Below are 18,232 nucleotides of genomic sequence, written 5' to 3'. Positions count from 1 at the left end.
ACACACCCATGAAGGTCCTGATCGTCGAAGACGAACCGAAAGTCGTCGAATACCTGAAGAGCGGCCTGACCGAGGAAGGCTGGGTCGTCGATACCGCGCTGGACGGCGAGGACGGCGCGTGGAAGGCCGTCGAATTCGAATACGACGTGGTCGTGCTCGACGTGATGCTGCCGAAGCTCGACGGCTTCGGCGTGCTGCGCGCATTGCGCGCGCAGAAGCAGACGCCCGTGATCATGCTGACCGCGCGCGACCGCGTCGACGACCGCGTGCGCGGGCTGCGCGGCGGCGCCGACGACTATCTGACCAAACCCTTCTCGTTCCTCGAACTGATCGAGCGGCTGCGCGCGCTTACGCGCCGCGCGCGCGTGCAGGAATCGACGTTGATCTCGATCGGCGACCTGCGCGTCGACCTGATCGGCCGGCGCGCGTCCCGCGACGGCACGCGCCTCGACCTGACCGCTCAGGAATTCCAGCTGCTCGGCGTGCTCGCGCGGCGCAGCGGCGAGGTGCTGTCGAAGACGACGATCGCCGAACTCGTGTGGGACGTGAACTTCGACAGCAACGCGAACGTCGTCGAGACGGCGATCAAGCGCCTGCGCGCCAAGCTCGACGGCCCGTTCGCGGAGAAGCTGCTGCACACGATCCGCGGCATGGGCTACGTGCTCGAAGCGCGCGAGGACGCCGACAGCGAGAGGCACGCATGAAACGCTCGATCACCCTGCGTCTGTCGGCGATGTTCGGCATCGTGTCGCTGCTTGTGTTCACGCTGGTCGGCTGCGGGCTGTTCGTGATGATGGAGCGCCAGCTGTTTGCCGAACTGCGCGCGACGATCGACACGCGCGCGAAGGTCGCGCAGATGATCGTGTCGCACGCGACCACCGCCGCGCGCGGCCGCCTGATGCAGGAAAAGCTCGCCGATCTCGAACCGCCCGACGGGTCGACGCGTTACCAGATCGACAGCCCCGACGCCAACTTCCGCTTCGGTCATCCGGTCGACGGCGTGCCCGTCGGCAAGCCGTTCGGTGCGTTCCAGCAATACGCGCTCAACCACAGCAGCTACGACGTGATGACGAAGACCGTCCCGATCGCGGGCAGCGGCGAGCGCCCCGACCTGAAGCTGATCGTCGCGTCGTCGTGCGAGCGCACGCAGCGGATGCTGCGCCGTTTCGTATGGACGCTCGCCGCGCTGATCGCGATCGCCACCGTCGTCACGCTGCTGCTGAGCCGCGCGGTCGCGCGCTTCGGGCTCGCGCCGCTCGAACGGCTGTCGCAGGACGCGGCGGCGATCAATGCCACCGACCGCCGCCAGCGGCTGCACACCGACGCGTTGCCGACCGAGCTGCGCGATCTGGCCGCGTCGTTCAACGGCGCGCTCGAGCGCATCCAGCAGACCTACGCGCGGCTCGAGGCCTTCAACGCGGACGTCGCGCACGAGCTGCGCACGCCGATCAGCATTTTGATCGGCCAGACCCAGGTCGCGCTGACGAGCCGCGACCGCTCGGTCGACCGGATGCGCCAGACGCTGCAGTCGAACCTCGAGGAGTTCGAGCGTCTGCGCGTGATCATCAACGACATGCTGTTCCTGTCGCGCAGCGATCGCGGCGAGCGCGCGACCGACCTGAAGCACGTGTCGCTCGCCGACGAAGTGCGGCGCATGCTCGACTTCCTCGAGATTCCGCTGGACGAGGCGCAGTTGCGCGCCGAACTGCACGGCGATGCGCGCGCGGCCGTCGACCCGTCGCTGTTCCGCCGCGCGATGACCAACCTGCTGATCAACGCGATCCAGCATTCGGCGCCCGGGGCGACGCTGAACGTGACGATCACGCCGCGCGACACGCTCGTCGACGTGTCGGTCGCCAACCCCGGCGAGCCGATCGACCCCGTGCAGCGCTCGCACGTGTTCGAGCGCTTCTACCGGCTCGAGGAAGCGCGCGCGAACAGCAAGGAGAACCACGGGCTCGGGCTATCGATCGTCAAGGCCGTCGCGGAAATGCACGGCGGCAGCGTGTTCGTCGCGTGCTCGGGCGGCGTCAATACGTTCGGCTTCTCGGTGTCGACGCAGGCGTGCAGCGTCGGCCCGATACGCTCAGCCGAGGCCGCCGACGCGGGCGACCCGCACGCGCTGCGACCGACGCACGCGCCGCGCGCGATGCACTGACGGCACCGCGCCGCCCAGGGCAGTTTTCTTCAATACGGACACGCGCGGCTTCTTTAGTCTCGATGCGACTTTCACATTCGCATGGAGACACATGATGAGCATGCTGGTTTCGATGGCCGCGTTCGCGCTGGCGTCGTCGATCACGCCCGGTCCCGTCAATATCGTCGCGCTCGGCGCGGGCGCGCGCCACGGCCTCGGCGCGAGCCTGCGCTATGCGGCCGGCGCGACGCTCGGCTTCGTCGCGCTGTTTCTGCTGATCGGCCTCGGGCTGCACGCGGCGCTCGCGCGCTGGCCAATGCTGACCACGGCCACCCAATGGTCGGGGATCGCGTTCCTGCTTTACCTCGCGCTGCGGCTGGCGCTCGACGACGGCCGGCTGTCGACCGATCCGGCCGATCCGGACGCGCCAAACGTCGCCGGCCCGTCGGCGGCGGCCGGCGCGGCGATGCAATGGCTGAATCCGAAGGCGTGGCTTGCATGCGTGGCCGCGATGGGCGCGTATGCGGCCGATGGCGGTCGCGCGCAGGTGTGGCAATTCGCGGCGCTGTATCTGGTGATCTGCTTCGCGTCGATCTCGTGCTGGGGGTATGCGGGTGCGTCGCTGCGGCACTGGCTCACGAACGCGCGGCGGATGCGGCTGTTCAACCGCGCGATGGCGCTGCTGCTCGCGGGCAGCGCGCTTTATCTGCTCGACGTCTAGCGGCGTCGCTTCGAACGGGTGTTGCTGCGGGCGGCGGGCAGCGAGCCGTCGCCGGCCGCTGCGGCGCCGCCATCGTGCCGGCCCTTCCCCCGCTCAGTTCGCGGCGCTTCGATATTGGCCCGGCGTGGCGGCCGCGATGCGCCGGAACGCGCGCTGGAAATGCGCCTGGTCCGCAAAGCCCGCATCGAGCGCGACCTCGGCGATCGGCCGGCCGCGGCGCAGTTCCGCGCGGCCGTACTGCACGCGACGGTCGACCAGGAACGCATGTGGCGTCATCCCGTAGCGGGCGTTGAACGCGCGGATCAGGTAGGACGGCGACAGGTCGGCGGCCGCGCAGATCGCATCGAGCGTGACGGCCTGACGGCAATGCGCGGCGATGTAGTCGGCCGCGCGCGCGAGCTTCACGTTGTCGGTCCCGCGCCGCGTGTCGACGGGCAGCTCGCGATCGAGCGTGCCGTGCAGCCGCGTGAAGAATTCGACGGCCGCACTTTCCTTGCCGAGCGGATCGACGCCGGGTGCCACGAGCGTGCGGTAAAAGCCGCCGAACTGCGCGAACAGGTCGCGCCGCTCCGTCAACTTCGGCGAAAAGCCGTGAAAATCGCTGTTCGGGTCGCGTCCGAGCGCATGCTGCAGCCGCGCGAGCCAAGGCACGTCGACATAGACCATCCGGTACGCCCACGCGTCGGGGCCATACGGATTGCACGCATGCACCTGCTCCGGATCGATGATCACGAGCACGCCGCGCCCGACGTGTTCCTTCGTCGCGCCGTTCAGGTAAGTGCTCGTGCCGCCGACGATCGCGCCGAGCGAAAACGTGTCGTGCGTGTGCTTCGCGTAGCAGATCGTCCGGCCGTCGTCGACGGTGCGCGCCTCGATGAACGGCAGCGCGGCGTCGCGCCAGAACGGCGATGGCACGACGAGGGGGGTGGCGGAACGGCTCACGCGACGGGCTCCCGGATCGGATGGCGAACGCACACCGTACAAGACTGCGCGACGCGATGCAACCGCGAACCGACGCTTCGCGGCCGGATCGCCTAAGCTTTGATTTCGGCCGCCGCGGCAGACGCGGCGGGTTCCGTTTCCCTCTTCCAACCGGTACATTCATGCACATCGATCTGACAGGCAAAACCGCGGTCGTCACCGCTTCCACCGCCGGCATCGGGCTGGCGATCGCCGAAGGGCTCGCGCAGGCGGGCGCACGTGTCGTCGTCAACGGACGCAGCGACAAGTCGGTCGATGCCGCGCTCGCGCAGCTGCGCAGCGCGGTCCCCGGCGCGGACGTCGACGGCGTCGCCGCCGACCTGTCCGATGCCGCCGGCGTCGCGCGCGTCACGCAGCACACGCCGGAGGCCGACATCCTCGTGAACAACGCGGGCATCTACGGGCTGAAGGCGTTCTTCGACATCGACGACGACGAATGGGCCCATTACTTCCAGATGAACGTGATGTCCGGCGTGCGTCTCGCGCGGCACTACCTGAAGGGGATGCTCGCGCGCAACACGGGCCGCGTCGTATTCATTTCGTCGGAATCGGGCCTGAACATCCCGGTCGACATGATTCACTACGGGTTCACGAAAACCGCGCAGCTCGCGATCGCGCGCGGCCTCGCGAAACTCGCGGCCGGAACCAACGTGACCGTCAATTCGGTGCTGCCGGGGCCGACGATGTCGGAGGGCGTGCGCGCGTTGCTGAAGGAAACGGCCGACGCGACGGGCCGCAGCATCGACGACGTCGCAGTGGATTTCGTGCGCAGCGAGCGCGCGAGCTCGATCATCCAGCGGCCGGCAACGACGGAGGAAGTCGCGAATCTGGTCGTGTACGTCTGCTCGCCGCAGTCCTCGGCGACGACGGGCGCGGCGTTGCGCGTCGACGGCGGCGTGGTCGACACGATCGCGTGACGACTGCGTGACACGCGCGCGCGGCGCATGGCGGCCGCGCTATCGCGAAGCCGCCTTGTCCGACTGAAGCGTGCCCTTGCGGTCGGCGTCCATGCAGGTATCAAAGCCGTATTGCGTGACGGCCCCGGCCTTGTCGAACACGACGAAGTACGCCCGGTGATCGTTGCCGTGCTCGATGAAGTAGTTGTAGCAGACGCCGCTGCCGTTACGGACCATCCACACGCTGCGCGGGTTGCCGCCCGCGCGGACAACGTCGGCGCGCGTCGCGCCGTGCCGCGACGCGGCCCGCGCCAGCGGCGTGCGCGAATAGGAGAACGGCAGCCACGAGTCGAACCACGCGCAACCGTGCAGCATCAGGCAGCTGGCGGCCAGCGACAGCGTCGCTGCGGGACGGGACATCGGAATCAATCGCATGCTTGGAAAAATCTGCCGCGCCATGCCGGCGTGATCGAAAGCCCCATGCTACTAGACCTTTGGGTCCGGATCGAAAAGAAATGTAGAGACTTGTGTCCGACGCCGCGCTCGGCGCGGCCCGGCGCGCGCCCGATCGTCGCGAACCGTGACGGCGCCGCGCGGGCTCGCACACGCGTCGATGCCGTTGCGCCGATGGCCCGGATCGGCACAACGAGCCTCGCCGTCACGCGACCCACTCGGCCCACAGCATCGTCAGCACCGTCATCAGCGCCGGGCCGACGAACAGTCCGATCAGGCCGAACGTCTCGGCGCCGCCGAGGATGCCGAACAGCACGAGCAGGAACGGCAGGCGGGTCGAGCTGCCGATCAGCACCGGCCGCACGAAATGCTCGGCGACGAACACGACCACGAAGCCGAGCGCCAGCACCACGACGGCCCACGCGGTCGCACCCTGCACGAACAGCCAGAGCGCCGCGCCGCAGAACACGATCGGCGCGCAGAACGGCAGCATCGCGGCGACGGCCGTGACGAGGCCGAGCAGCGCCGCGTGCGGAACCCCCGCGAGCGCATACGCGACGCCGAGAATGGCGCCCTCGCCCAGCCCGACGACGACCAGCCCCGTCACCGTGCCGTACACGGCCGCGACCATCCGTTCGATCAGGTGCGCGCCGCCGCGGCCGAACGCACGCCGCGCGCCCTGCAGCAACGCACCCGACAACTTGTGCCCGGCGCGCATGATCACGAACAGCGTGACCAGCATGAAGCCGAATTCGAGCAGCGCATGCGCGAGCTTCGTGCCGAACTGCCGCCCGAACGCGATGAACTTCTCGCCGCTCGCGCCATGCATCGCGGTGCCCGCGTGCAGCGGATGACCGAGATTGGCCTGCCACCACTCGGTGACCTGCGCGGCACCGTACGGCAACCGGCCGACGACGTCCGGCAGCGGAATGCCGTTGTCCTGGATCGAGTGCAGCCAGATGCGCAGGTCATGCGCCTGCGAGATCGCCTGGCCCAGCGCGATGGCGACCGGCAGCACGACCAGCAGCGACACGCCCGCGGTGATCGCGGTCGCGATCAGGGTTGGCCGGTCGCGAAACCAGCTGTCCGATTCGAAGCGTTTCAGCAACGGCCACAACGCGATCGCGATCACGCAGGCCCACGCGATGGCGGGAAGAAAATCGCGGATGACCCACAGCGCGAGCACTAGCAGCGCCGCATACAGCACGGCGCGGGCGATCTGCTGGGCACGCGGCCGCGCGGCGGATTCCTGGGAAGGCGAGACATGTGCGCGCATGGCACCTCTGTCGAAATGAAAAAATGGCGGTTCGCGCGGCCCGAGGGCCGGTGCGAACCGCCATTCTATCCATCGATACCGCCACGGCACGCGGACGCGATGCCAAGCATTGTCAAATGCATGGCGCGAACGTCGCGCGGTGCGACGCGCGCTCAAGCCACCTTGTCGGCGACGCGATAGCGTTCGAGCCAGTGCGCGTACGGCGCAGGCAGCGTCCACGACGGACGCTCGACGCCGAGCTGCTTGGCCGCGTAGTACGGCCAGTGCGGATCGGCCAGATGCGCGCGGCCGACCATCACGAGGTCGAGCTGCTGTTCGGCGACGACGCGCTCGGCCAGTTGCGGCGTGTCGATCCCCCATGCGGACGACACCGGCAAGCCGGCCTCGCGGCGCACGCGTTCCGCGATCGGTGCGAGGAACGCCGGGCCCCACGGAATGCGCGCGTCGGGCGTCGAGAAGCCGACCGACACGCTCAGCATGTCGAGGCCTTCCTGCTTCATCCGCTGCGTGAGCGCGATGGATTCGGCGAGCGTTTCCTCATCGCGGCCGTCGTATTCGATCACGCCGAGACGCGCGGTCAGCGGCAGATGCTCCGGCCAGACCTGGCGGACGGCCTTCAGCGTGTCGACGAGGAAACGGCCGCGGTTTTCGGCGGAACCGCCGTACTCGTCGTCGCGCCGGTTCGAATGCACGGAGAAGAAGCTCTGGCCGAGATAGCCGTGCGCGAAGTGCAGTTCGAGCCATTCGAAGCCGAGGTCGCGGGCACGCTTCGCCGACGCGACGAAGTCGGCCTGCACGCGTGCGATGTCGTCGTGCGTCATCGCGCGCGGCGTCTTCGGCAAATGCGCGCCGAACGGCACGGCCGACGGTGCGATGGTCTGCCAGCCGCGCGGATCGCCGTCGGCGATGTGGTCGTCGCCTTCCCACGGACGGTTCGCGCTCGCCTTGCGGCCCGCATGCGCGATCTGGATGCCCGGCACCGCGCCGGCCGCCTTGATCGCCGCGACCGACGGCGCGAACGCCTCGGCCTGCGCATCGGTCCACAACCCGGCGCAGCCCGGTGTGATGCGGCCTTCCGGCGACACGGTCGTCGCCTCCGCGATCACGAGGCCCGCGCCGCCGCGCGCGATACCGGCCAGATGCACGTGATGCCAGTCGTTGACGACACCGTCTTCGGCGACGTACTGGCACATCGGCGGCACCGCGATGCGGTTGCGCAGCGTGACATCCTTGAGTTTGAACGGTTCGAACAGGGCAGACATCCACCACTCCTTTGCTTGGTTCTACGAAACGACTGGATGAGCCGTCGTGCGGTGCGCACGACGGAACGGTTCGGGCCGTCGCCGGGCCGGATGCGCCCGACGACGGAAACGGCCAGGTGCCGGTCATGCCGGCACCGCGCCGGCTTACTGACGGCCGAGCTTCGCGAGCAGCGCCTCGGCAGCAGGTTCCGACGACGCGGGGTTCTGCCCCGTGATCAGCAACCCGTCGGTGACGACATGCGGCGCCCAGTCGGCGCTGCGCTCAAACTGCGCGCCGTTGGTCTTCAGCATGTCCTCGACGAGGAACGGCACCACTTCCGTCAACTCGACGGCCGCTTCCTCGCTGTTGGTGAAACCCGTCGCACGCTTGCCGCGCACGACCGATTCGCCGGTCTTCGGATCCTTCACGTGGCGCAGCACGCCCGGCGCGTGGCACACGGCCGCGACCGGCTTGCCCGCCGCCAGCGCGCGCTCGATCAGGCCGATCGAGTGCAGGTCCTCGGCGAGATCCCACAGCGGGCCGTGCCCGCCCGGATAGAACACCGCGTCGTAATCGTCGACCGACACGTCGGCCAGCTTGCGCGTGGCCGCGAGCGCGGCCTTGGCCGCCGGATCGGCGTCGAAGCGGCGCGTGGCGTCGGTCTGCGCGGCCGGATCGCTGCTTTTCGGGTCGAGCGGCGGCTGGCCGCCCTTCGGCGATGCGAGCGTCAGCTCGATACCCGCATCCGTGAACGCGTAGTACGGCGCGGCCAGTTCCTCGAGCCAGAAGCCGGTCTTCTTGCCGGTGTCGCCGAGCGTGTCGTGCGAGGTCAGGACAACCAGAATCTTCATGATCGGACACTCCTTCGAAATGGGGGAACGGGGCCGCGTCGCGGCGGCAGCCCACGCGACGCACGCCGCGTGCCGGCGACGACGGCGCGCCTGCCGGTTAGGCCGCCGGCACGCGTCAACGTGCCGGCTCCGTGCCAAAAATATTGATCGGGCCTATTAGACCAGTCGTCTAGAATCGGCTCGAAAAAAAGACGGCATCTCCTGCACCACCAGCATCGCAGCGCGATATGGCATCTTCGCGTCCGTTGGCAGGAACGACGTCGCATTCATGAGGCTGGATGATAGCCCCGGATTAGACCGGTCGTCTAGAAACCTGGCATTCAGCCCTGCCGGCGTCATGGCTTTTGCGCCGGAGCGCGCCCCGCAACGTGCGTTGCCGATCGCGCCCCACGGGGGCGTGCCGCCGAAACGGCTAGCCGTGCACCGGCCCGTCCGTATCGCCTGCCTCGATCATCGGCATCTCGAGCCGATGGCCGCGCACGCCGTCGGCGAGCAGGCCCAGCATCAGGTCCGCCAGCGCACGCCCGGTCGCATGCCCGGTCGGCTGCACCACGGCCGTTACCCGATGCGGACACGCGACCTCCGGCGGCACCCCGTCATAGACGATGAGCGACATGTCCCGCCCCAGGCGCAAGCCGCTGTCGACCAGCGCCCGGAACGCGCCGCCCCCCGAAATGTTGTTGTCGACGAGCAGCGCAGTCGGCCGTTCGGCCTGTGCGAGCAGCGCCTGCGCGCCCTGCTGGCCGCCGTCGCGCGTAAACGGACACTCGACCAGCAGCGCCGGATCGGGTTCGATGCCGGCCTCGCGCAGCGCCGCGAGATAGCCGGCGCGGCGCTGCATCGCGAAATTCAGCGACAGCGGCGCACTGATCATCGCGATCCGCCGATGACCGAAGCCGATCAGGCGCCGCACCGCATCGCGCGCGCCCGCTTCGTTGTCGAAATCGAACCACGCGTAAGGCTCGGCGGTTTGCGTACGGCCATACGCGACATACGGAAACGCATTCGAGCGCAGGTACGCGAGGCGCGGGTCGTCGACCAGCGTGCGCGCGACGATCAGCCCGTCGACGAGCCGGCCGTCGACGAGCCGGCGATACGAGTCGAGTTCGGCGTTCGGCCGTGCGGCCGCGATGATGAAGTCGAGATTGCGCTCGCCAAGCCGCTCGGTGATGCCCGCAACGACTTCACCGAAGCGCGGGTCGCCCAGATCGCCGGCTCCGAACGGATACACGATGCCGATCGCATCGGCACGCCCCGTCGCCAGCCGCCGTGCGGTCGGATCCGCGACATAACCGAGTTCGCGCGCAGCCTTCATCACGCGCTCGCGGGTCGCCTCGCTCACATCGTCGTAGCCGTTCAGCGCCCGACTGACCGTCGTGCGCGACAGTCCGAGCGCATCCGACAGCGCCTTCAGATTTACCTTCACGTCGCTCCTCGCGTTGTGCATGCCATTCGTTCAATCCGCGTGCAGCGGCAATTATTTCCGAATGGTAGTTATTACCGTCAAATATTTATCTTTTGACGTCCAAACCGGTTTGAAATAGCATCCAAACCGGTTTGGATATCAACGCCACCTCAGCAGTTCCTTTTCACCGTCAACGGAAACAATGCCGACATGACTTACTTTCCTTTTTGCCGCGCGACCGCGGCCAAACGTTTGCTGTTCGCTGGCGCGGCACTGGCCGCCTTCGCGTCCGCGTCATCCGTCGCGCACGCGCAAAGCACCGGCGCCCCCACGCCCACGCCGCATACGCAGCAGGCCTACGATCCCGAAGGCAACTTCACGATGCGCTGGACCCGCGCGGACATCCGCCAGATCGTCGCGCAGTCGCACACGGCCGGCGCGGACAAGAACTCGCTGCCGCAGTCGCTGACGATGCCGGACATCCCGCAGGATTTCCCGCTGATCAACTCGAACGTGTGGGTCTGGGATACCTGGCCGCTGGCCGACCTGCGCGCGAACCAGCTCAGCTACAAGGGCTGGGAAGTGATCTTCTCGCTCACGGCCGATCCGCACGCCGGCTACACGTTCGACGATCGTCACGTCCATGCGCGCATCGGCTTCTTCTATCGCCGTGCCGGGATTCCCGCGTCGCAGCGTCCCGCGAACGGCGGCTGGACCTGGGGCGGCCACCTGTTCCCGGACGGCGCGAGCGTCAAGGTGTTCGGCACGTCGCCGATGACCAACAACGCCGAATGGTCGGGCTCCGCGCGCCTCACGCAGGGCGACAACGTCAGCCTCTACTACACCGCGACCTCGTTCAACCGTTCGGCCCCCGGCGGCGCGGACATCACGCCGCCGCAGGCGATCATCACGCGCGCCGACGGCCACATCCATGCCGACGACAAGCACGTGTGGTTCAGCGGCTTCGACGATCACAAGGCGCTGCTGCAACCGGACGGCAACTACTACCAGAGCGGCCAGCAGAACACGTATTTCTCGTTCCGCGATCCGTTCGTGTTCACCGACCCCGCGCACCCGGGCAAGACCTACATGGTGTTCGAAGGCAACACCGGCGGCCAGCGCGGCGCCCGGACCTGCACCGAGGCCGACCTCGGCTACGCGCCGAACGATCCGTACCGGGAAGACCTCAACGCCGTCATGAACTCGGGCGCAGTGTATCAAAAGGCCAACGTCGGCCTGGCGGTCGCGACGAACCCGCAACTGACCGAATGGAAGTTCCTGCCGCCGATCCTGTCGGCGAACTGCGTCGACGACCAGACCGAGCGCCCGCAGATCTATCTGAAGGACGGCAAGTACTACCTGTTCACGATCAGCCACCGCACGACGATGGCCGCGGGCGTCGACGGGCCGGACGGCGTCTACGGCTTCGTCGGCAACGGCATCCGCAGCGACTTCCTGCCGCTGAACGGCGGCAGCGGCCTCGTGCTCGGCAACCCGACCGACTTCTCCGCACCGGCCGGCGCGCCGTATTCGCAGGACCCGAACCAGAACCCGCGCGAATTCCAGTCGTATTCGCACTACGTGATGCCGGGCGGGCTCGTCGAGTCGTTCATCGATGCGATCGGCCCGCGTCGCGGCGGCACGCTCGCGCCGACGGTGAAAGTGAACATCAACGGCACGTCGACGGCGGTCGACCGCACGTACGGACGTAGCGGCCTCGGCGGTTACGGCGACATCTCGGCAAACCTGCCGGCGACGGGCGCCGACCACAACGGCGGCCCCGGCACCCGTCCGTAACGGGTCCGCTACGGACGCGGCGGGCATCGCCCGCCGGCGTCGAGGCGGCGCACATCGCGCGTGTCGCGTGCGTGCCGCCTCCCTCCTTCGCAGAATCGCGCATGCTGCCGTCGCAAGCGGCATGCGCCTCCTTTCCCGCTTCGCGCGCCGAAGCACGGAACCCCGCATGAGATCGACGTTTCTTCGCTTTCCCCGCCTGATTACCCGGCTGCTGCTCGCGTGTGCGGCAAGCGCGGCCTGCACGCACGCCGCCGCCGCCGCGCCCTGCGACGCACCGCCCGGGCACGGCACGCCGCAATGGCGGCCGGCCGTGCACTACACGCCGCAACGCAACTGGATGAACGATCCGAACGGCCTCGTCTACGAGAACGGCCGCTATCACCTGTTCTATCAGTACAACCCGCTCGGCCACGACTGGGGCAACATGTCGTGGGGCCATGCGACCAGCACCGACCTCGTCCACTGGCGCGAGCAGCCGGTCGCGATGCGCGCGAACGCGACGGAGGAAATCTTCTCCGGCTCGATCGTCGCCGACACGCACAACACGTCCGGCCTCGGCGCGCCGGGCGAGACGCCGCTGGTTGCGCTTTACACGAGCGTCTACAAGGACGGCTCGGGTCACGCACCGGGCACGCAGGCGCAATCGCTCGCGTACAGCCTCGACCACGGCGCGACCTGGCGGCCCTACGCGCACAACCCCGTGCTCACGCTCGATCCCGAATCGAAGCAGTTCCGCGACCCGAAAGTGTCGTGGTACGCGCCTGGCGGCTACTGGCTGATGACGACCGTCGTCGCGGACGCGCAGGTCGTGAAGCTCTATCGATCCGCCGACCTGATTCACTGGTCGTTCCTGAGCGACTTCACGCTGCCGGACGTGCCGCATGCGGGCGTGCTGTGGGAAATGCCCGACCTCGTGCCGCTGCCCGTCGACGACGATTCGCGACACGTCAAGTGGGTGATGATCGTCAACGTCAACCCGTGGTCGGTCGCCGGCGGCTCCGGCGCGATGTATTTCGTCGGCGACTTCGACGGTCGCACGTTCACGCCCGACCACGTCGCGCCGGCCGGTTCCGATCCCGCGCGATTCCGCTGGGTCGATCACGGCGCCGACTTTTACGCCGCCGGCACGTTCTCCGGCGCCCCGGGCGCGCGGCCTGTCGCGATCGCATGGATGAGCAACTGGGATTACGCGGCGAAAGTGCCGACGGCGCCCTGGCGCGGCGCGACGACGTTGCCGCGCGAGTTCGCGCTGAAGACGATCGGCGGCGAACCGACGCTCGTCGTGACGCCGGCCGCCGCGTTCGATGCGTGGGCCGACGGGCGGCCCGCCGTGCACGAAGGCAACCTGAACGTCGAGTCCGCCACCCGCGCGCTGTCGGACGCGACGCGCGGTGTCGTCCAGCGCATCACGGTGACGATCGCGCCGCGGCACGCGGCACGCGCGGGTCTGATCGTGCGAGGATCGGCGGATGGCTCGATCGGCACCCGGATCGTGTACGACACGGCGAAGCGCACGCTGACGCTCGACCGCTCGCGCGCCGGCTCGACGGATTTCGCCGGCACGTTCAGCCGCGAGCACATCGTCGATCTGCCGCTCGATCATGGGCAACTGCGGCTCGAAATCGTCGTCGATCGCGGGTCGGTCGAGGTGTTCGCGAACGGCGGCCGCGTCGCGCTGACGGATCTGATCTTTCCGCCGCTCGACGCGGACCGCGTCGCCGTGTTCGCCGAGCACGGCAGCGCGACGTTCTCGGGGCTTACGGTGACGCAACTCCACGGACGCGATCGGGCCGACGAGGTTCGCGACGCCTGTACATCGCGCTAGCGATGCGATCGCCCGGCGGGGCTGCGCCGCCCGACGTCGCGTCGGGTCGTGCGGCCCCGCCGTCATCCGCTCAAAGCAAGCCCATCCCGCCCGACGCGATGATTTCCGCGCCGACGATGAACGCGGATTCCGGCGCGCTCAGATGCAGCACCGTCGACGCGATTTCGTCCGGCGTGCCGAACCGGCCGATCGGGACGAGCCGCTTGATCTTCTCGGCCGTCTCGTCGAGCGTGGCCGCGTCGAGCCCGAGCTTGCCGTACAGCGGCGTCTGGACCGGGCCGGGGCTCACCACGTTCACCCGCACGCCGTGCGGCAGCAGCTCCGTCGACAACGTCTTCGCGAACGAATTGACGGCCGCCTTGCTCGCCGCGTACAAGGACGAGCCCGGCATCCCGATATGCGCGTTGATCGAGCCGTTGATCACGATCGACGCGCCGCGGTTCAGCAGCGGCACGAGCGACTGGATCTGGAAATACGCGCCCTTCACGTTCGTGTCGAACACGAGGTCCCACAACGCCTCGTCGATATCCGCGAACGGCGCGAGTTTCGCGACGCCGGCGTTGACGAACACGGCGTCGAGTCGCGCGCCGGAGGCCGCGATCGCGTCCGCCAGCGCCCGCGCCGACGCGACGCTGCCGGCCTCGTTGCGGATCGCGAGCGCGCCGTCGCCGAGCGACGCGCGCGCGGCGGCGAGCGTCTGCTCGTCGCGACCGGTGATGATGACCCGCGCGCCTTCGGCCGCGAATGCCCGTGCGGCCGCCAGGCCGATGCCGCTGTTGCCGCCCGTGACGAGGACCGTTTTTCCTTCGAAGCGTTGCATGATGTTCTCCTGTGATCCGGTGAGTTGACCGTGAACACAGGATGCGCTCGGCGCCCGCCCTTGCCGTACGACCGGCGCGGCGGACACGTTCGAAATCTTCGAACGTGTTTGTCGGGACCTGTCCGTCCGTTGCACGGCTGACGCACTCAGCCCGTCACGTCGATCCCGGCGAGCAGGCGCTGCGCGAGCCGCGGTTCGCGCAGTTGCTCCAGCCACCATTGCAGCGCGCGGCCGTCGCGGTCGCCGCGCCACGCGACGTACAGCACGTTCGGCTCGCGCGGATCGGCCGTTTCCTTCTCGACGAGCTCGCCGCGCGCGAGCAGCGAAGCAACCCGCCGGCGCGGCACCCAGCCGACGCCGAGCCCGTCGCGCTGCGCGAGGATCTTGGCGCGCATCGACGGCACCGCGAGCACCGCCTGCCCGCCGAGCAGCCCGTACGCGCGGCCGACGGCCCGCCGCGACGAATCGGCGACGACGACCGCGCGATGCGCGCAAATCGCGTCGCGGGTCAGCCGCTCGCTTGCCGCGGCCAGCGGATGGCGCGGCGATACGGCGAACACCCATTCCATCGCGCCGAGCTCGAACCATTTGAAACCCGGAATCGCCGGCGGCTCGTTGGTCGCGCCGACGACCAGATCCGCGCGACCGTCGCGCAGCGCTTCCCAGGTGCCGCCGAGCACTTCGTGCGTGAAGCGCAGCGACACGCCCGAATCGAGCGCATCGAATGCGCGGACGACCGGCAGCAGCGTATCGAACTCCAGCACCTCGTCGCTGACGATCCACAGCCGGTCCTCCCAGCCGCTCGCGACCTGCCGCACGCGCTGCGTGAGCCGCGCGACGTCCAGCGCGAGGCGCGACGCCTCGTCGGTCAGCAACTGGCCGGCCGGCGTGAGCTGCAGCCGGTAGCCGCGCCGGTCGAACAGCAGCGCGTCGAAGCGCGTTTCGAGCTGCCGCGCCGCGTGCGAGATGGTCGACGGCGCCTTGCCGAGCCGCGCGGCCGCCCGCGACAGGCTGCCGGTGGCGCGGATCGCATCGAGCAGCGCGAGTTCGTCTTCGGACAGCATGGGGGCACTCCGGTCGGGGATTGTGATGGATCGTAAGGCACCGGCGGGCGGCGGTCCAATCGAATGGCGCCGTGCCGCTGCGTTCGGCGGATGCCGGGCCGGCCGTGAACTTCCGGTATGCTCATCGGCATCAAATTTCCTTATTCGAGGTAACCACTGCGATGGACATCGCGATCCGCATCGAAGGCCGTCACGACCTCACCGGGCAAATCTTTCGGCAGCTGCGCACCGCGATCGTCGACGGGCGGCTCGAAGGCGGCGCCCGGCTGCCGTCGACGCGCGACCTCGCCAGGCAGCTCGGCGTGTCGCGCAAGACGACGCTCGACGCGTTCGAGCGTCTCGTCGCCGAGGGCTTCCTGAACACGCGCGCGGGCGACGGCACGTTCGTCGCCGACGGCCTCGCGCGGGTGCCGCACGCGGCAGACTCGACGCCGTCGCTCGTCGAGGCCGCACGGCCCGTCCATGCCGTCGACGCACGCGCACTGTGGGACGAACTGCCCGACGCGCTCGCGATGCCCGCGCCGCAGGACACGCCCGCGTTCGACTTCCGCGGCGGCGTGACCGACAAGACGCTGTTCCCGTTCGACGCGTGGCGCCGCTGCCTGCATCACGCGTTGCGCCAGCAGGCGCGCGGCCCCGGCCAGTACCACGATCCGGCCGGCGATCCGCAGTTGCGCGGCGCGATCGCGCGCTACATCGCGTTCAGCCGCGCGGTCGCGTGCGGCTGGGACGACGTGCTCGTCACGCAAGGCGCGCAACAGGCGCTCGACCTGATCGCGCGCGTGGTCGTGCGGCCGGGCGATGTCGTCGCGGTCGAGAATCCCGGCTATCCGCCGGCGCGCGCGGCGTTCGCGTCGCTCGGCGCGACGGTGATCGGCGTGCCGGTCGATGCGCACGGCCTCATCATCGAGCGGCTGCCCGACGACGCGCGCCTCGTCTACGTGACACCATCGCACCAGTTCCCGCTCGGAATGCCGATGACGCTGGACCGGCGCGTCGCGCTGCTCGAATGGGCGCAGCGACGCCGCGCGGTGATCATCGAGGACGATTACGACGGTGAATTCCGCTTCGAAGGCCGGCCGGTGGAGTCGCTGAAGAGCCTCGACCGCACGGGCCTCGTCGCGTACGTCGGCACGTTCTCGAAGACGATCTTTCCCGAACTGCGGATCGGCTACGCGATTCCGCCACGCGCGCTGCGCGGCGCGCTCGCCAAGGCGAAGCAGATCGTCGACTGGCATACCTGCACGCTCACGCAGGCGGCGCTCGCGCGCTTCATGCACGAAGGCGATTTCGCGCGACACCTGCGGCGCGTGCAGAAGCACTACGACGCGCGCCGCAAGATGCTGCTCGCGCATTTGCGCGGCAACCTCGGGCCGTGGTTCGACCCGATCGTGCCGACCGCCGGCATCCACCTCGCCGCGCACCTGAAACCGGGGCTCGACGAAACCGCGCTGGTCCGCGCCGCCCGCGAGCACGACATCGGCCTGTACGGGATCTCGGCGTTCCACGTCGGCTCGGCGGCGCGCCCGGGGCTGCTGTTCGGCTATGGCGGGATCGACGCGCTGCGCATCGACGCCGCGCTCGCGAAACTGGCCGCGCTGCTGGACTCGGGCAACATCGGCGGTGCGACACTGGTTACCTGAATTTTCCCGGAATTGGCCATTCAAGCAGGCCAGTGCCACGCTTAAAGTGGGTCCTGTCGCGCCACCGTGCGCATCAACCGGAAAAAGGACCTGCCATGCAACCGCGCCTGAACTTCTATACCGCCAGCCCGAACGCCATCAAGGTGATGCGCAACGCCGAGGAATTCATCGCGAAAAGCTCGATCGAGAAGCCGCTCGCCGAACTGGTCCGGCTGCGCGCGTCGCAGATCAACGGCTGTGCGTTCTGCGTCGACATGCACACCACCGATGCGCGCAAGGGCGGCGAGACCGATCGCCGCCTGGCGGCGGTCGTCGTCTGGCGCGAAACGCCGTTCTTCACCGAGCGCGAACGCGCGGCGCTGGAGTGGACCGAAGCGCTGACGCTGATCGCCGACAACCACGTGCCGGATGCCGTCTGGGAAGCCGTGAAGCCGCACTTCAACGACACGGAGCTGTTCGAACTGTCGATGCTGATCGCGACGATCAACACGTGGAACCGCTTCGCGATCGCATTCCGCAAGATGCCCGAGTAAGGAGATGACGATCATGCGCTCCCGCTTCACGCTCCGCCGCGCGATGCTGTGCACGTCGCTCGCGCTCGTCGCCGCGCTGCCGGCCGCCGCCATTGCGCACGACGCCGGCGACAACGTGCGCGCGATCATGCAACAGGCCGTGCCCGAAGCGCCCGGCAAGTTCGCCGTCGTCGCGACCGTCGACTATGCGCCTGGTCAGGCATCCGAAGCACACAAACACCTCGGCTCGGTGTTCGCGGTCGTGTCGAAAGGCGAAGTGCTGTCGCAGGTGAACGACGGCCCGGTGCGCCGCTATCGCGCAGGCGAAGGCTGGTACGAGCCGCCCGGTTCGCGCCACCAGGTGTCGCGCAATGCGAGCGCGACCGAGCCCGCGCAACTCGTCGTGTTCGGGCTGACGGGCGAGCACCAGCCGCTGAAGTCGCCGATCGATCAGTGACGACGTTCGGGGTGCGTGCCGTGTCGGGCACGCACCCGTGACGCACGGCGTCCTCGCCAGCCTCGGGCGCTTCTCCCCCCGGTTCCCCGTGGTTTCCCCATTAGCCGCTTCCTACATTCCGCCACTGGCATACGCCCCGTCGTCACGCCGCC

17 protein-coding genes are annotated in these 18,232 nt (G+C 68.8%); 9 read left to right on the top strand and 8 right to left on the bottom strand.

The genetic code is table 11. The annotated features are described in order from the left end of the window. The first annotated feature begins 8 nt into the window (after positions 1–8). From WS49_RS05785 to WS49_RS05775, 3 genes are all read left to right on the top strand, one after another. Complete coding sequence (locus WS49_RS05785) at positions 9–704, top strand: heavy metal response regulator transcription factor (protein WP_059450219.1); 696 nt, start codon at positions 9–11, stop codon at positions 702–704. Next, positions 701–2,158 carry a heavy metal sensor histidine kinase gene (locus tag WS49_RS05780; RefSeq protein WP_059525286.1) on the top strand — a complete coding sequence of 486 codons (1,458 nt, stop codon included), beginning with the start codon at positions 701–703 and terminating at the stop codon, positions 2,156–2,158. Before WS49_RS05785 ends, WS49_RS05780 begins: the two co-directional genes overlap by 4 nt. A 94-nt stretch (positions 2,159–2,252) precedes the next feature. After that, positions 2,253–2,858 (top strand): LysE family translocator, encoded by a 606-nt coding sequence (locus tag WS49_RS05775; protein ID WP_059525706.1) that lies wholly within the window; start codon positions 2,253–2,255, stop codon positions 2,856–2,858. Positions 2,859–2,951: 93 nt separating this feature from the next. Here the strand turns inward: WS49_RS05775 and WS49_RS05770 are convergent, their stop codons facing one another. Continuing rightward, positions 2,952–3,800 carry an AraC family transcriptional regulator gene (locus WS49_RS05770; protein WP_059525284.1) on the bottom strand — a complete coding sequence of 283 codons (849 nt, stop codon included), beginning with the start codon at positions 3,798–3,800 and terminating at the stop codon, positions 2,952–2,954. Between the two features lie 161 nt (positions 3,801–3,961). Here WS49_RS05770 and WS49_RS05765 point away from each other — a divergent pair, with 161 nt between their 5' ends. Beyond that, the gene (locus WS49_RS05765) at positions 3,962–4,756 is read left to right on the top strand and encodes an SDR family NAD(P)-dependent oxidoreductase (RefSeq protein ID WP_059525282.1); all 795 of its coding nucleotides are present in this window, start codon (positions 3,962–3,964) and stop codon (positions 4,754–4,756) included. A 39-nt stretch (positions 4,757–4,795) separates the two neighbouring features. Here WS49_RS05765 and WS49_RS05760 read toward each other — a convergent pair whose 3' ends face one another. From WS49_RS05760 to WS49_RS05740, 5 genes are all read right to left on the bottom strand, one after another. Further along, positions 4,796–5,170, bottom strand: coding sequence for a hypothetical protein (locus WS49_RS05760; protein ID WP_059525704.1), 375 nt, complete (start codon positions 5,168–5,170; stop codon positions 4,796–4,798). Between the two features lie 223 nt (positions 5,171–5,393). Next, complete coding sequence (locus WS49_RS05755) at positions 5,394–6,464, bottom strand: AI-2E family transporter (RefSeq protein ID WP_059525280.1); 1,071 nt, start codon at positions 6,462–6,464, stop codon at positions 5,394–5,396. Positions 6,465–6,616: 152 nt separating this feature from the next. Further along, a complete protein-coding gene (locus tag WS49_RS05750) occupies positions 6,617–7,726 on the bottom strand; it encodes an NADH:flavin oxidoreductase/NADH oxidase (RefSeq protein ID WP_059525278.1) in 1,110 nt (369 codons plus the stop codon). 144 nt (positions 7,727–7,870) lie between these two features. Next, entirely contained in the window at positions 7,871–8,557 is a 687-nt protein-coding gene (locus WS49_RS05745) for a type 1 glutamine amidotransferase domain-containing protein (RefSeq protein WP_059525276.1), read from the bottom strand. Between the two features lie 412 nt (positions 8,558–8,969). Continuing rightward, positions 8,970–10,004, bottom strand: a complete 1,035-nt coding sequence (locus WS49_RS05740; RefSeq protein WP_059525274.1) for a substrate-binding domain-containing protein — start codon at positions 10,002–10,004, stop codon at positions 8,970–8,972. A gap of 168 nt (positions 10,005–10,172) precedes the next feature. On the opposite strand from WS49_RS05740, the gene WS49_RS05735 reads away from it, so the two are divergent. Both WS49_RS05735 and WS49_RS05730 read left to right on the top strand, forming a co-directional pair. Further along, positions 10,173–11,759 (top strand): glycoside hydrolase family 68 protein, encoded by a 1,587-nt coding sequence (locus WS49_RS05735; protein WP_059525272.1) that lies wholly within the window; start codon positions 10,173–10,175, stop codon positions 11,757–11,759. Between the two features lie 166 nt (positions 11,760–11,925). Further along, positions 11,926–13,584, top strand: a complete 1,659-nt coding sequence (locus tag WS49_RS05730) for a glycoside hydrolase family 32 protein (RefSeq protein ID WP_059525270.1) — start codon at positions 11,926–11,928, stop codon at positions 13,582–13,584. Between the two features lie 70 nt (positions 13,585–13,654). Here the strand turns inward: WS49_RS05730 and WS49_RS05725 are convergent, their stop codons facing one another. Both WS49_RS05725 and WS49_RS05720 read right to left on the bottom strand, forming a co-directional pair. Continuing rightward, the gene (locus WS49_RS05725; RefSeq protein WP_059525268.1) at positions 13,655–14,404 is read right to left on the bottom strand and encodes an SDR family oxidoreductase; all 750 of its coding nucleotides are present in this window, start codon (positions 14,402–14,404) and stop codon (positions 13,655–13,657) included. A 146-nt stretch (positions 14,405–14,550) separates the two neighbouring features. Next, positions 14,551–15,468 carry a LysR family transcriptional regulator gene (locus tag WS49_RS05720; protein WP_059525266.1) on the bottom strand — a complete coding sequence of 306 codons (918 nt, stop codon included), beginning with the start codon at positions 15,466–15,468 and terminating at the stop codon, positions 14,551–14,553. Positions 15,469–15,629: 161 nt separating this feature from the next. On the opposite strand from WS49_RS05720, the gene pdxR reads away from it, so the two are divergent. The 3 genes from pdxR (at position 15,630) to WS49_RS05705 (ending at position 18,080) form a co-directional block, all read left to right on the top strand. Next, the gene (pdxR, locus tag WS49_RS05715) at positions 15,630–17,111 is read left to right on the top strand and encodes a MocR-like pyridoxine biosynthesis transcription factor PdxR (RefSeq protein WP_059525264.1); all 1,482 of its coding nucleotides are present in this window, start codon (positions 15,630–15,632) and stop codon (positions 17,109–17,111) included. A gap of 95 nt (positions 17,112–17,206) precedes the next feature. After that, positions 17,207–17,644 carry a carboxymuconolactone decarboxylase family protein gene (locus WS49_RS05710; protein WP_059525262.1) on the top strand — a complete coding sequence of 146 codons (438 nt, stop codon included), beginning with the start codon at positions 17,207–17,209 and terminating at the stop codon, positions 17,642–17,644. A gap of 4 nt (positions 17,645–17,648) precedes the next feature. Further along, positions 17,649–18,080 carry a cupin domain-containing protein gene (locus WS49_RS05705; RefSeq protein WP_059525259.1) on the top strand — a complete coding sequence of 144 codons (432 nt, stop codon included), beginning with the start codon at positions 17,649–17,651 and terminating at the stop codon, positions 18,078–18,080. Positions 18,081–18,232 lie beyond the last annotated feature (152 nt).

This window comes from Burkholderia sp. RF7-non_BP4, from assembly GCF_001521935.1.
GTDB lineage: Bacteria > Pseudomonadota > Gammaproteobacteria > Burkholderiales > Burkholderiaceae > Burkholderia > Burkholderia diffusa.
The sequence above is the reverse complement of the archived record's forward strand: the minus strand, read 5'-3'. Positions and strand labels throughout refer to the sequence as shown.

Excerpts from the sequence above, each read along its gene's own strand:
- WS49_RS05785 (WP_059450219.1), top strand. The coding sequence starts at position 9 with ATGAAGGTCCTGATCGTCGAAGACGAACCGAAAGTCGTCGAATACCTG.
- WS49_RS05780 (WP_059525286.1), top strand. The coding sequence starts at position 701 with ATGAAACGCTCGATCACCCTGCGTCTGTCGGCGATGTTCGGCATCGTG.
- WS49_RS05775 (WP_059525706.1), top strand. The coding sequence starts at position 2,253 with ATGAGCATGCTGGTTTCGATGGCCGCGTTCGCGCTGGCGTCGTCGATC.
- WS49_RS05765 (WP_059525282.1), top strand. The coding sequence starts at position 3,962 with ATGCACATCGATCTGACAGGCAAAACCGCGGTCGTCACCGCTTCCACC.
- WS49_RS05760 (WP_059525704.1), bottom strand. The coding sequence starts at position 5,170 with ATGCGATTGATTCCGATGTCCCGTCCCGCAGCGACGCTGTCGCTGGCC.
- WS49_RS05755 (WP_059525280.1), bottom strand. The coding sequence starts at position 6,464 with ATGCGCGCACATGTCTCGCCTTCCCAGGAATCCGCCGCGCGGCCGCGT.
- WS49_RS05750 (WP_059525278.1), bottom strand. The coding sequence starts at position 7,726 with ATGTCTGCCCTGTTCGAACCGTTCAAACTCAAGGATGTCACGCTGCGC.
- WS49_RS05745 (WP_059525276.1), bottom strand. The coding sequence starts at position 8,557 with ATGAAGATTCTGGTTGTCCTGACCTCGCACGACACGCTCGGCGACACC.
- WS49_RS05740 (WP_059525274.1), bottom strand. The coding sequence starts at position 10,004 with ATGCACAACGCGAGGAGCGACGTGAAGGTAAATCTGAAGGCGCTGTCG.
- WS49_RS05735 (WP_059525272.1), top strand. The coding sequence starts at position 10,173 with ATGACTTACTTTCCTTTTTGCCGCGCGACCGCGGCCAAACGTTTGCTG.
- WS49_RS05730 (WP_059525270.1), top strand. The coding sequence starts at position 11,926 with ATGAGATCGACGTTTCTTCGCTTTCCCCGCCTGATTACCCGGCTGCTG.
- WS49_RS05725 (WP_059525268.1), bottom strand. The coding sequence starts at position 14,404 with ATGCAACGCTTCGAAGGAAAAACGGTCCTCGTCACGGGCGGCAACAGC.
- WS49_RS05720 (WP_059525266.1), bottom strand. The coding sequence starts at position 15,468 with ATGCTGTCCGAAGACGAACTCGCGCTGCTCGATGCGATCCGCGCCACC.
- pdxR (WP_059525264.1), top strand. The coding sequence starts at position 15,630 with ATGGACATCGCGATCCGCATCGAAGGCCGTCACGACCTCACCGGGCAA.
- WS49_RS05710 (WP_059525262.1), top strand. The coding sequence starts at position 17,207 with ATGCAACCGCGCCTGAACTTCTATACCGCCAGCCCGAACGCCATCAAG.
- WS49_RS05705 (WP_059525259.1), top strand. The coding sequence starts at position 17,649 with ATGACGATCATGCGCTCCCGCTTCACGCTCCGCCGCGCGATGCTGTGC.